The 13,713-nt window shown below is 61.4% G+C and carries 8 protein-coding genes; all 8 read right to left on the bottom strand.

Features of this window, described 5'->3' with window-relative positions; genetic code table 11:
• Positions 1-51: 51 nt before the first annotated feature.
• Positions 52-1,404, bottom strand: coding sequence for a TolC family outer membrane protein (locus SDENCHOL_RS13485; protein WP_154717281.1), 1,353 nt, complete (start codon positions 1,402-1,404; stop codon positions 52-54).
• A gap of 2 nt (positions 1,405-1,406) precedes the next feature.
• A complete protein-coding gene (locus SDENCHOL_RS13480) occupies positions 1,407-2,771 on the bottom strand; it encodes an HlyD family type I secretion periplasmic adaptor subunit (RefSeq protein ID WP_154717280.1) in 1,365 nt (454 codons plus the stop codon).
• A gap of 54 nt (positions 2,772-2,825) precedes the next feature.
• A complete protein-coding gene (locus tag SDENCHOL_RS14665) occupies positions 2,826-5,153 on the bottom strand; it encodes a calcium-binding protein (RefSeq protein WP_172955084.1) in 2,328 nt (775 codons plus the stop codon).
• Positions 5,098-6,822, bottom strand: a complete 1,725-nt coding sequence (locus SDENCHOL_RS13470) for a hypothetical protein (RefSeq protein WP_154717278.1) — start codon at positions 6,820-6,822, stop codon at positions 5,098-5,100. The genes SDENCHOL_RS14665 and SDENCHOL_RS13470 overlap by 56 nt, the downstream gene beginning before the upstream one ends.
• A gap of 410 nt (positions 6,823-7,232) precedes the next feature.
• Complete coding sequence (locus SDENCHOL_RS13465; protein WP_154717277.1) at positions 7,233-7,502, bottom strand: hypothetical protein; 270 nt, start codon at positions 7,500-7,502, stop codon at positions 7,233-7,235.
• A 411-nt stretch (positions 7,503-7,913) separates the two neighbouring features.
• Positions 7,914-8,039, bottom strand: coding sequence for a hypothetical protein (locus SDENCHOL_RS14660; RefSeq protein ID WP_269458642.1), 126 nt, complete (start codon positions 8,037-8,039; stop codon positions 7,914-7,916).
• On the bottom strand, positions 8,036-10,141 hold the full coding sequence (locus SDENCHOL_RS13460; RefSeq protein WP_231912994.1) for a peptidase domain-containing ABC transporter: 2,106 nt from the start codon (positions 10,139-10,141) through the stop codon (positions 8,036-8,038). The genes SDENCHOL_RS14660 and SDENCHOL_RS13460 overlap by 4 nt, the downstream gene beginning before the upstream one ends.
• 231 nt (positions 10,142-10,372) lie before the next feature.
• Positions 10,373-13,564: an EAL domain-containing protein gene (locus SDENCHOL_RS13455; RefSeq protein WP_154717276.1), complete on the bottom strand. Its 3,192-nt coding sequence runs from the start codon at positions 13,562-13,564 to the stop codon at positions 10,373-10,375.
• Positions 13,565-13,713 lie beyond the last annotated feature (149 nt).

The raw sequence follows: 13,713 nt of genomic DNA, 5'->3' as shown, positions 1-13,713 counted from the left end.
CGGCAAGCGCAGCGCGGCAGTCTCTGCCCCGTCAAAAATGGCAGCCGCAGCCTATCGTGCCTGCAGCAGACGATTGATCGCCACCAGATCCGCCTCGTCCAGCACGCCGGCGGCGGCCTTCAGTTTCAGCCCCTGCAGCAGGGTGTCGTAGCGCGCCTTGGTCCAATCCCGCTGGGCGGCGTAGAGCTGCTGTTCGGCATTCAATACATCGGCATTGATCCGGATGCCGACCCGATAACCGCGCCGATTGCCTTCGACGGCGATCTGGCCGGACTCGACGGCCGAGGCCAGGGCCTCGGTCTGCGCCAGGCCATTGACCACCCCGGCAAAAGCCTGGCGGGCTTCCGTCGCGGCCTGCCGACGGGCGGCTTCCAGATCGGCGGCGGCCTGGTAGCGCCGGGCAATGGCTTCCGTGACCCTGGCATGGGTCGCACCGCCGGCAAACAGCGGCACCGTGAGCTGAAGGCCGGCCGTTTGCGCTGCCGACTTCTGCGTGTAATCGGCCGGGGTCGTCAGGCTGCCCGATGCACTGTTCGAACCGTACGACACCGTGAAATCCAGAGTCGGCAAATGCTCCGCGCGGTTTTTCCGGATCGTGGCCTCGGCGGCGGTCAGGGCCGCCTGCCGGGTCAGCACGACGGGATGATGCTCCCACGCCTGGGCGATCCATTCCCGCGGGGTGGCCGGCTCCAGATGAGGCGCTTCCGCCGTCGCGCCGAGCTTGGCCAGGGCGTCCGGCCACGAGCCGATCAGTTTTTCCAGTTCGGCCTGCCGGACTTCGAGATCGTTCTGCGCCGCGACCCGCTGCGCTTTCGCGACGCCCAGCCGGGACAGGGCCTCATGCACGTCGGTCTGCGCCCGGGTGCCGGCCTTGAAACTGCGCTTGGTCAGCGTCCATTGCTCGCTCAGAGCGTTCACCTGGGCATCGGCCACGCCTATCGTTTCTTCGGCGACCGCGACATCGAAATAGGCTTGGGCGGCCCGCAGGATCAGATCCTGCTGCGCCTGGCCGAACTGGGCAACCGCTTGCTCCACGGTGGCCTGCGCCTCGGCATAGGCATGGATGTTCTGGATTCGGAAGAGCGGTTGCGTCAGTTGGACGGCCCAATTGCGATTGCGGGTATTGCGCTGCTCGGTCGGCGCATTGTTGAAGCCGACGTCGGCCTGTGTCCGCGTCTCGCCGCTGCTCGCCGAAATCACCGGCAACAGTCCGGCCCGCGCCTGCGGCAGCCGTTGCTGGGTGGCTTCCAGCGCGTGCCGCGCCGCGGCGAAGGTCGGATCGCTCGCCTGCGCCTGATGATAGATATCCAAAAGATCGGCAGCCTCGGCCGTGGTCGGCAGGGAGCACAAGTACAGCGACAGCGCCATCCCGGCCAGCCAGGGCCGGTATTTTTCCGCTCGCATGTTCAACGCTCCCGGCCCGCTTCGTGCCAGGCCTTGCGCACCGGCGACAGCAGGTATTCCATTACGGTACGGTTGCCCAGCCAGATTTCGGCATTCGTCTGCATGCCGGCGGACAACGGAAAATGCTTGCCGTCCAGGCTCAGCGCCATCGCTTTCAGTTGAATCAGCGCCTTGTACACCAGCGGCTGATTTTTCTTGCCGTTGTCGGCGTTTGGGCTGCCGTTGTTCGTCGTATCGTCCGCGGCATCGGCCCCGACATGCTCGACCACGCCTTCGACCATGCCGTATTTCTGGAATGGAAAGGCGGCGAATTTGAGCTTCACGGACTGCCCCGGGCGCACGAAGCCGATGTCCGCATTGGACACCCAGACTTCCGCGCGCAGCACTTCCTCGCGGGGCACCAGGGTCAGCAGGATGGTTCCCGGCTGCACGACGGTGCCTGTGGTGTGGGTGGCCAGATCCTTGACGATGCCGTCCTGCGACGCCTTGAGTTCCAGCAGCGCCTGCTTGTGCGCCTGTTTGGCCAACTCCTGCATGAGCTTGTCGGCTTGCCCCTGCAGATCGTTGCGTTCGGCGTGCAATTGCCGGCGGTAGTCGGAGTCGATCTGCGCGAGGCGCTTTTCCGATTGCAGCATGCTGGCGCGCGCCGATTCGATGACGTGCCCTTGCGTCGCCAGTTCCTGCTCTTTCTCGATGCGCTCCCGCTTTTTGTCGCTCGCCTGGATCGACGCGGCAAAGCCGTCCCTGGCCAGTTCGCTGAAGGCTTCGTCCTGTTCGCGGTAGTGCGGCAGGGTTTCCTGGAGCTTTTGTTTCACCTGCCTGGCGGCGAAGAGCTCCTGTCTGGCCTTGGCAAGGCGCGAGCGCTCTTCCGCGAGGGCCGCGTCCAGCGCCGCGCGATTGGCGTGATATTGCGCTTCGATTTCCTGCGCGAGCACCGGCGGGTCGTCCGCTTCCCGGAGGAAGGGCGTGCCGGCGAGTTCGGCTTCGATGCGGCGCAGCGACAGGCGCTTGCGCCGGTATTCCGCGTCGAGTGATTTGCCGTCGGCATCGGCGATCAGCGCATCCATGCGCATCAGCACCTGGCCAGCGGCCACCGCCTCGCCTTCGCGGACGAGAATATCCTTGACGATGCCGGACTCGGCCGGCTGGACGATCTTGAGATAGCTCTGCGGCACGAGCTTTCCCTCGGCCACGGCCACGATGTCGAGGCGGCCGACGACGGCCCACAGCAACAGGGCAGCCAGCAGGGCAAGCAAGGTCCAAAGTACTCTACGCCCGAGCGGATTGGGCGGCGCATCCTGCAGACGCAGTAAAGGCGGCGCGAAGTCGAGCGCATCGACTTCGCCGGGAGCAAGCAGCGATTTCATGAAGTCATGGCGAAAAAGGCGGGGGGCGGGACAGATGCCCGCACCCCCACCGGATTACGAAAGGCGGAGGGTGCCGGTCTGCAGACTGGCGAGCGAATTGAGCGCCTGTGGATTGGTGCCCAGATTCGCATCCGACAACGTGCCGAGCACCGGCGTGACGCCGATCCCGGCAAGCGTGCCGTTCTTGCCGTACTGGTAGGCCAGATCGCCGCCCAGTGCCGCCGTATCCGAGCCCGCCAACTGAAAGCTGGTCAAGGCATCGGTCAGCGTCCAGCTCGTCAAGCCGCTGTTGGCGGCCCGGGCGGCATCGAAGGCCCCGACCAGGCCGGCGAAGTTGAAGCTCTCCACCTTCTGGTCGAGCAGCGGATCGCTGCCGCCGGCCGCGAAGGCGTCCATCGCCTCGGCGATCACCTGCAGCCTGGTCACCGGTTTCGAGGGCGAAGCGGCATACCAGTTCTTGAACGTGATCTGGTCGTCCGCACCCACCTTGAGCACGAGGTCATTGGCCGACTTGGAAAAGGCCAGATCGCCATAGGCGAAATTGCCGCCGAGCGAGAGGGTATCGGCGCCGGTGCCGCCCGCGGCGAAGATGTCCTGCCCGTCGCCCTTGTTGAAACAGATCACGTCATTCCCCGCGCCGGTGGTCAAGGTATCGTTCCCGGCTCCGCCGATGAACACCTCGGCGCCGGCTCCGCCGGTGAGCGTATCGTTCCCCGCGCCGCCGTCGAAGAGCGCCGTGCCGGATGTGTCGGTCAGGATGTCGTCACCGGAACCGCCTTGCAGGATGTCGTTGCCCGCTTCGCCGGCGAGGTAGTCGTTCCCTGTGCCGCCGTTGAGGGTGTCATTGCCACTGCCGCCATACAGAGAGTCGTTACCCGTGCCGCCATCCAGGAAATCATCGCCGGCGCCACCATAGAGCGCGTCGTTGCCGCCATTGCCATAGACCCGGTCGGCCTGGTTGGAGAAAGTGTAGCTGTCGTTGCTCTCGCTCAGATGGATGCCCAGTTGGAGGCACAGGGCCGGCACGTCGAAACTCTGGCCATCGGCGAAGCGCACCTCGCTGAGGATCGTGTCGTTGTAACTGGTCAGCTGGGAGAAGTAGCTGCTCAGTTTGACCGAATCGCCATTGGCAAATTGGATGAACAGGTCGTTGCCGCTACGCAGAAGTCGGCTGACGTCGTCCAGCGTGTAGTCGGTGAATTGCAGAGTGTTCTGGGCACCGTTCTGGACGCCACTGTCGACGATCGTGTCCTGGCCGTCGCCCCTGGCGAAGAGGTAGGTGTCGTCGCCGGCTTCGCCGGCGAGGTAGTCGTTCCCTGCGCCGCCGTTGAGGGTGTCATTGCCACTGCCGCCATACAGAGAGTCGCTGCCCGTGCCGCCATCCAGGAAATCATCGCCGGCGCCACCATAGAGCGCGTCGTTGCCGGCATTGCCGTAGACGCGGTCGGCCTGTTTGGAGAAAGTGTAGCTGTCGTTGCTCTCGCTCAGATGGATGCCCAGTTGCAGGCACAGAGCCGGCACGTCGAAACTCTGGCCATCGGCGAAGCGCACCTCGCTGAGGATCGGGTCGTTGTAACTGGTCAGCTGGGAGAAGTAGCTGCTCAGTTTGACCGAATCGCCATTGGCAAATTGGATGAACAGGTCGTTGCCGCTACGCAGAAGTCGGCTGACGTCGTCCAGCGTGTAGTCGGTGAATTGCAGAGTGTTCTGGGCACCGTTCTGGACGCCACTGTCGACGATCGTGTCCTGGCCGTCGCCCCTGGCGAAGAGGTAGGTGTCGTCGCCGGCTTCGCCGGCGAGGTAGTCGTTCCCTGCGCCGCCGTTGAGGGTGTCATTGCCACTGCCGCCATACAGAGAGTCGCTGCCCGTGCCGCCATCCAGGAAATCATCGCCGGCGCCACCATAGAGCGCGTCGTTGCCGGCATTGCCGTAGACGCGGTCGGCCTGTTTGGAGAAAGTGTAGCTGTCGTTGCTCTCGCTCAGATGGATGCCCAGTTGCAGGCACAGAGCCGGCACGTCGAAACTCTGGCCATCGGCGAAGCGCACCTCGCTGAGGATCGGGTCGTTGTAACTGGTCAGCCGGGAGAAGTAGCTGCTCAGCTTGACCGAATCGCTGTTGGCGAACTGGATGAGCAGGTCGTTGCCGCTGCGCAGGAGTCGGCTGACGTCGTCCAGCGTGTAGTCGGTGAACTGCAGGATGTTCTGGGCACCATTCTGGGCATCGCTGTCGATGATCGAGTCCTGGCCGTCGCCCCTGGCGAAGAGGTAGATGTCGTCGCCGGCTTCGCCGGCGAGGTAGTCGTTCCCTGTGCCGCCGTTGAGGGTGTCATTGCCACTGCCGCCATAGAGAGTCGCTGCCCGTGCCGCCATCCAGGAAATCATTGCCGGCACCACCATAGAGCGTGTCGTTGCCGCCTCTGGCAAGAATGATGTCGTTGCCGTTGCTTCCCGTATAACTTTCCGCGGTATTCAGTCCAATGCGGAAGTCATCGTTCGACGTCATGGTGGTCGTGAAAGCCTCCGGGAATGCGGTGCGGACCGATGCCCAGTCCCCGTTCTGTTCAGCGAGTGTTATCCAGGCATTGATCTTGCCGATCGTCTCCCATCCGCTTTGCGTGAGCGACGAGCCCGCATATTTCAGCAGTTCGATCCGGTCGATCAACGCATTGACCGGATCGGTGGCGTGTTTGGCGTCCAATGCGGCTTCGAGGGCGGCGAAGTCGAGCCGGATGCCGTTTTCGTCGATGGTCAGGCTGATCTGGTCGAGATAGGGTTTCAGGCGGGTTTCCAGTACAAGGCCGGCGTAGATGGATTCCTTGAGCTGGGCGTAGCTTTGTTCGAGCAGGGTGATCTGGGCGGCGTCGAGGGCGACGAAGGCATAGGGCATGGCGTTTGCCCCGCCCGATCCCGCGCTCACGTTGACTGTCGTTCCGGTGCCGGTGGTGACGCGATTGTTGCCGACGGTGACGAAGTGGGCGCCGTTGAACTTTTCGAGGATGCCGATCAGGTTGCGTAGGTAGGCCGCCTTGGTGTTGAGGGCGGCGATGGTTTCGCTGCTGGCGTTGGCCGGGTCGTCACGATAGTTGGCGGCGGCCAGGCCCGGCGGCAGGTAGGCGATGCGGAAGTTGCGGCTTTCGGCCTCGTCCATGGAGGTCTGCATGGTGGAGGTGCCGGCCCAATGGGCGATGAGGGTGTCGAGGGCGCCCAGCATCTGGCTGCGGGAGAGGCCGGCGAGGGCATCGACGTCGGAGACGATCTGCCCGTCGAGGCTGGCGGCTTCGCGCAGGTCGCGGACCATGCCGGCGCCCCGCATGCCGGGCAGGGCCTTGGCGGCGTCGGAGAGGGGAACGGCCTGGGTGAACTCGCTATAGAAGGGGTTGTGGGCGAGGTTGAGGTCGCCGACGGTGCCAGTGGTGCCGTCGGTGCGGGTATAGGTGCCGGTGGCGGTCAGGATATTGCCGCCGGCGAGGTTGGTATTGGCGGAGGTGCTGGCGAGGTTGATGCTGGCGATGCCGGCCTCGGCAAGACTGATGAGTTCGCCGGCATCGCTGATGCCGTCCTGGTTGAGGTCGCGCCAGAGGCGGACATTGGCGAACTGGTCGTCGTCGGCGGAGAAGATGCCGTCGAGGTTGGAATCGAGGTCGGCGAGAGCGGCGAAGCCGTTGGCGGCTTTCTGGCCGTTGGAGAGGATGGTATCGACGCCGAAGAGTTCGCTGCCGGAATCGATGATTCCATTGCCGTTGCGATCGAGGACGAGGAGCGCGTCGTCGCCCTTGACCCAGCCGGTGCCGGTGCGCACGCCGTCACCGTCGTGGTCGAAGCGGATTTGCTGATTGGCGGTGATGCCGACGGTTTCGAGACCGTCGCCGTCGAGATCGAGAGCCAGGGGATCGATGCGGGGGCGCCAGGTGCGGCCGAAATTGTAGGTGGTATTGGTGGCGGGGTTGATGTAACGATTGGCTGGTGTGGCGGCGTTCGGGTTGGGAGGGAGAAGTCTGGGGTCGATATCGAATATGGTGGCTTTTTCCCAGGTATCGACGAGACTGTCCATCAAATTCCATAGACCAGACCAATCGGCCGATGCGGACATTTCGGCTGCGGTGTCATGTGCTAGCTTATAAGAATCTGATGCCCACCACCCCATTCCCACCGACCAAATACCCCCGATAGGAAGTGTCGCGGCACCGGCAAGTACTCCTAGAGTTCCAGCAACCAATTCACGGACGAAACCGTTCCAATTGTTCGATTCCCACTCTTTCTGTATCTCCACCATTGAATTCACGTTGCCATAAAAATCAAAGGCGGGAGCGAGATTATCTGCTGTTGAGATGATTAAACCGGTAGCCTCCCCGGAAATTAGACTCTGTTCTGCTTTTTGAATTACCGCTTGTGTTGCGCTTGCAGCTGATATGGCACGGATACTATCTTTTGAAAAAATGAAGATTATTCCTGACATTTTATTTACTCCTTAGGCTTTGATTTTGGTTCAGATATGGCAATAGCAATACATATCAATCCAATAAGTGCTTCTATGGCTGGATAGCCATATGGCCCAAAAATTTCAGTGATGCTTCGATATATCCAAGATAATCGACCAGTTGATAGGCTTGCTGGATTGGGAAAGAAGAAATTGAAAAAAGCATTAATAAGAGCAATGACTCCAACCGCTAGTTTGGTGCGTCTAATATGTTCAGGATCGATTGAAAGCAAGCTACTACTATCAAATTTCATGGCAGGTCCTCTAAAGGGTTAGAAAAAGTGTTAAGGAGTAGTATCGTTTTAAATATAAAAGAATCAAAGCCATTTTCTTCAGCCTTTTATATCAGTTCAGATTTCTTTTTTTTGCTCTCCACTCCAATATAGTCGGCCCATTCTTTCTGTGCTTCTTTTGTAATTAGGAAATAATAAAGAGTAAACATATTTTCAATGAGTGGAATGGGCTGCCCCTTAAATCTAGAAAGAAAAAATCGGGAAATTATTTTGAGCATTAGTAGTAATGGGGTTATACCAAATACCACCATGAATATATATTTAATGTACTTGGTGATATTCTCATCATGTATATAGTCACCTGTGATGAGTAGAAAGCTGCAAATAGCTGTTAGTGAAAAAATATAATAAGAAACTGTAGTGTTTTTTCACTCATGGAATAAAATCCTCATCATCAGAGTTTTTATGTTTACATGTATTGGTAGAGATGCTGGCGGGGCTGACAAGCCCGCCGGCATCATTGACGCCATCAGGCTCATTGAGCGCTTTTGCCTTCATTTTTCGTTCTCCACGATCTCCATTTGCCGGAGCGTATTTGTGTTCGCGCCAAGTTCGATGGCTTCGTCCACGGCCAGTCCTTTGGGGATCTGGTGCGTAATGAACAGCATCGTCACTTTTCCCTTGAGCGTGTTGATCGTTCTGGCAAAGTGTTCCGCCGTCTGCTGGTCCAGATTGGATACGGCTTCGTCGAAGATCAATATCTTCGGCCGCTTGAGCAGTGCGCGGGCGATGGCGATGCGCTGTCGCTGCCCGCCGGATAGCCCGGTGCCCCGCTCGCCGATTTCCGTCTGGTAGCCTTCGGGCAGTTGTTCGATGACTTCATGGATTTCCGCCGCCTTGCAGGCCTGGATGACATCCTCGAAGCTCGCATGCGGGTGCGCCATGACCAGGTTGTCGTACAGCGTGCCGGCGAAAAGCACGGTTTCCTGGGGAACCACGCCGAAGGTGGCCCGCAGTTCGTTGGCGGCCAGATGCCGGATGTCCTTGCCATCCAGCGCAATCTGGCCTTCATTGGGCTGATAGAAGCCGAGCAGCAGTTTGGCCAAGGTGCTTTTGCCGCAGCCGGATGGGCCCATCAGCACGGTCAGGTGGCCGGGCTTCAAGGTCAGGTTCAGGTTGCGGTAGAGCCACGGGTGATGTTCGGCGTAGCGGAAGGCCAGGTGCTGCAGTTCGATGCGGCCCGGCCCCTGGTTTTCCCGGGTTGGGGTGAGGGTGTGCGGTTCCTGCGGCATGTCGAGGATGTCGCCGAGGCGCTTGACGGCAATGTTGGCCTGCTGGAATTCCTGCCATAGCCCGACCAGGCGCAAGAGCGGCTGGCTCATGCGGCCGGCGAACATCTGGAAGGCGACCAGCATGCCGACCGTGAAGCCGTCGTTCTGCATCACGAGCAGCGCGCCGACGATCAGGATGGCGAGCGTCATGACTTGCTCGAGCCCGTTGCTGAGTACGTTGTAGGTGTTGCCGACCTGCTTCGTGGAGAAGCCGGCGGCCAGGTACTGGGCGAGGTAGTCGCCGTATTTCTTGTCGATGTCCGCTTCCATCTGCAGCGATTTCACCGTCGCCATGCCCGAAACGTATTCGGTCAGAAAGGCCTGGTTGCGGGCGCCGAGCATGAACTGGCGGTTGAGCTTGTCGCGGAAGAGCGGTGCGACCAGGAAGCTGATCAGGCCGATGGCGCCAAGGAGGCCAACGGCGATCAGCGATAGTTGCCACGAGTAGGCGAACATCACCGCCAGGAAGATGAACAGGAAGGGCAGGTCGAGAATCAGCGTGACCGCTGCGCCGGAAACGAATTCGCGGATGGTTTCGACGCCCTGCAGGCGTGCGACCAGGGTTCCCGTCGGGCGATGCTCGAAATACGGCAGCGGCAGGCGCAGCAGATGCTGGAAGACCTGGCTGCCGAGTACCGCGTCGATGCGGTTGCCGGTGTGCAGCACGAGGTACTGGCGCAGCCAGGTCATGCCGCTGGTGAAGAGCATGAACATCGCGAGCGCGACACCCAGCACGATCAGCGTGCTGTTCGCCTGATGGACGATCACCTTGTCGATGATCACCTGGGTGAACAACGGCGTCGCCAGGCCGACCAACTGGATCGTCAGGCTCGCGAGCAGTACGTCGCGCCAGATGGTTTTGTGTTTCAGGAGTTCCGGAACGAACCAGCCGAAGCCGAAGGATTTCCGCTCCGTTTCAAAACCCGGGATGGGGGTGGCTTCGTCCTGCCCCTGCGCTTCGCGGGCCAGCAGGATCAGCTCGGGTTCAAGGCGTAGCCCGGCTTCGTCCGCCGGCAAGGTTTCCGCGGTCTGGGAGCCGGCGCGGAAATACAGGAGCTTGTGGCCGTCGGTCTTGAGAATGAGGACCGGGGCGCCGGGCGCTTCCGGCAGCGCTTCGCCCTCCGGCGCGGCGCGCAGAAGCGCCACGGCCGGCAGGGGCAGCCTGGTCCAGTCGGCCGGATGGGCTGACGTTCCCGTTTTGAACCCGAGGGAGCGCGCTGCTTCGTGCAGCGTGGCGAGATTATGCGGTGGTGGAAAAGCCTGCTCGACCAGCTTGGGATCGAACGGCAAACGATAGAGATTGCACAGGCTGCCGAGCAGCCAGAGCAATTCCTGAGACTCCAGCTTTGGCCCGAGAATTTGAATCACCCATCTTGAATTTATGAAAGCTGGGCATTCTGCTGGCTATTCAACGCAATGTCAATATGACGTTAGATATAGGCCGGCTAAACATTCTGCATCGGCTCCGGAGGGTGGTTTCAGCCGTGCTGCGCTTGCGTCGCGTCGAGTATCTCGTCTGCTCCAGCGTGCGCCAGGGGCAATGAACGGATGGTCGCCGGTTCAGTAACCCAGCGCGTATTCCTCGAATTCGTCGATCGGCAGCGGTCGACTGAAGTAGTAGCCCTGGTAGGCGTGGCAGTGCAGTTCGGCGAGGAATTCGAGCTGCTCCAGGCTTTCGACGCCTTCGGCGATCACGCCCAGGCCGAGGCTTTGCGCCAGGGTGACGATGGTGCGGGCGATGGTGGCGTCGTTGGTGTCGTCGAGGATGTCGCGCACGAAGGAACGGTCGATCTTCATTTGATCGAAGGGCAGGTGCTTGAGGTAGTACAGCGAGGAGTAGCCAGTGCCGAAATCGTCGAGGGCGAAGCCGACGCCGATGTTTTTCAATTCGTGCATTTTTTCGATGACGTCATCCACGTCCTCGACCAGCAGGCTTTCCGTCAGTTCGAGCTTGAGGCGCTTGGGATTGGCGTCGGTGCGGGAGAGAATCTCGCCGACCTGGCTGACGAAATCGGGCTTGCGGAATTGGCGGGCGCTGACGTTGACGGCAATGCTCAGGTGGCTCAGTTCCGGATTGGCGGCCCATTGCACGAGTTGCGCGCAGGCCGTTTCCAGCACCCAGGCGCCGAGTTGCAGGATCAGGCCGGTTTCTTCGGCCAGCGGGATGAATTCATCCGGCGGCACCAGGCCGCGCTGCGGATGCAGCCAGCGCACCAGGGCTTCCGAACCGGAGAGCACGCCGCCGCTCATCTGGGCCTGGTAGTGCAACTGGAATTGCTGTTTGGCCAGGGCTTCGTGCAGGTCGCTTTCCAGTGCGACGCGGTTGACCACGTCGGCTTCCATGCCCGGATCGAAGAAGCGCAGCATGTTGCGTCCGGCCGTCTTGGCCCGGTACATGGCCAGGTCGGCCTGCTTGAGCAGGGCGTCGATATTGGCGTTTTCCGCGCTGAAGAGCGTGATGCCGATGCTGGCGGTGCTGTGGAAGATCGTACCGTCGAGCAGGTAGTGGCGGTTGAGTTCGGCCAGGATTTTCTCGCCGACGATTTCGGTTTGCGTTGCCGCTTCCTGCGCGTTGGCGCTGAGGTTGGTCAGCATGACGATGAATTCGTCGCCGCCCAGGCGCGCCACGGTATCGCCGCCGCGCACGCAGCCGGTCAGGCGCTCGGCGGCCTGTTTGAGCAGGAGATCGCCCTTGTCGTGGCCGAGCGTGTCGTTGAGCGCCTTGAACTTGTCCAGATCGATGAACAGCAGGGCGCCGAGCGTATGGCTGCGCGTCGAGCCGGCAATGGCCTGGCGGAGCCGGTCGAGCAGCAGGGTGCGGTTGGGCAATGCGGTCAGTTGGTCGAAGAAGGCGAGCTGGTTGATGCGCTCCTCCGCATGCTTGCGGTCGCTGATGTCCTGCTGGGTGCCGACGTAGTGCGTGGTGTTGCCCTGCGCATCCTTGACGGCGGTGACGGTCAGCCAGCTTGGATAGACATGTCCCTGCTTGTGGCGGTGCCAGACTTCGCCCTGCCAATTGCCGGTCGTTAGCACGCTTTGCCATACGGCCTCGTAGAACTCATCGCCATGGCGTTCGGAGCGGACCAGATGCGGGCTTTGTCCGATGAGTTCCGCGGCGGTGTAGCCGGTGATCTGCGTGAAGGCCGGGTTGACGCGCTGGATGATCCACTGGGCATCGGTCACGATGATGCCGAGCTGCGATTCGAAGGCGGCCGCGGCAATGCGCAATTCCGTTTCGGTCTGCTTCTGTGCGGTGATGTCCTGGACGGTGCCGACCGAACGCAGCGCATTGCCGCTATCGTCGAATTCCGTCAGGCCGTGCTCGCGCACCCATTGGATGCGTCCGTCCGGCAGTTGCATGCGGTGGTCGAGTTCAAAGGGCGCGCGTTTCTGCAGCGATTCATAGTAAGCCGCTTCCAGCCTGCCGCGATCTTCAGGGTGCACCGCATCGAGGAAGTCCGCATAGGAGGGCTGCCGCTGCGGGTCCAGACCGAAGATGCGGAAGGTTTCTTCGCTCCAGTCCAGTTGCCCCGTGGCCGAGTCGTACGACCAACTGCCGACGTGCGAAATCCGTTGCGCTTCCTTGAGGCCTTCGGTGCTCGCGCAGAGTTCGGCCTCGCGTTCGCCCAGCGTGTTCAGCAATTGATTGAAGCCGCCGATCAGTTGGCCGATCTCGTCGTTGCGACGGATGGACAGGTTGTGCACGAGCGCCGTGCGATCGGGGTCTGCGGCCAGGGTGGAGATGGTTTTCAGCGTATCGAAGATGGGCGACAACTGGCGGCGCAGCATCCACCACGTCAGGCTGCCGGCGAGCAGGCTGAGCAGCAGGGCCGCGGTCAGCATGTGCCGTTGCAGTTCGCGGATCGGCGCAAAGGCTTCCGCGGTGGGCAGGGCGACGGCGACATACCAGCCGCTGACCGGCACCCGGTGTACCGATTGCAGCACTTCCACCCCCAGCGGATTGGTGAAGATTGCCGAACCTTCCTCGCCGGCAAGAAAGCGGGCGATTTCCGGATAGTCTTCCAGCGCAGGGCTGGCTTCCATGATGCGCTGCTTGTCCGTGGCGGTCACGATGCGGCGATGCTGCGGATCGACGAGCAGGTAGCCGCCACTGTTGCCAAAGCGATTCTGGCTGATCTGGTCGAGAAAATTGGTCGTGGCGAGATTGACGACACCATTCAAGGCGCCGATGACGTGACCCTGCGCATCGCGTATGGGTACCGCCATGTGAAAGACCGGCGCATCGAGCAGCGCGTCCCGGTGCGGGCCGCCGATGGCGGGCTGGCCGCTGGCGAGCGCCATGGCGGCGGCATCGCTGCGGTGGGGGGATAGCGGCGGATAGTCGTTGTTCGCCGGGACGCGGGCAAGCGCCGTGCCGTCGGGAGCGGCCACGAAGATGCCGCCATTGAAGTGGCGCTGGAGTATCCTCAGGCCGTCCAGCCGCCGCTGCAGGCGGGCAAGGTCATGCGCTTGCAGGTTGTCGATCGTGGCGGCAATGGTCTGCAGATCTTCCAGACGCTCGCTCATCTGGTGATTGATGTCTCTGGCGAGAATCGAGGCGATCGACAGGTGCTGTTTGCTGAGCAGATGCTCGATGTCTTCGCGCAGGGTCTGGCTGGTGTGCAGCGCCAGCGCCCAGATGCTGACGAGGAAGATGGCCAGGGTAAACAGCGTCACCCGGGTTTTGATCGACCTGCGGTAGGGCGCGTTCTGGCCGGTTCCGGATGTTTGCCGGGTGGGTGGCAGACTCATGGCAGCGACGGCCGGATTTCGAGAGTGACTCATGCAAGGGAGGGGCTGCTTTTCCGCAGGGGATCCATGGTGGATGGCGCGGTGGATTCGTGCTCTGGGTTCGATTTGCAGGGGTTGCCACTCTATCACTAAAGTAAGTTGTCGTGTCA

The organism is Sterolibacterium denitrificans, assembly GCF_900174485.1.
GTDB classification, from domain to species: domain Bacteria; phylum Pseudomonadota; class Gammaproteobacteria; order Burkholderiales; family Rhodocyclaceae; genus Sterolibacterium; species Sterolibacterium denitrificans.
The sequence above is the reverse complement of the archived record's forward strand: the minus strand, read 5'-3'. Positions and strand labels throughout refer to the sequence as shown.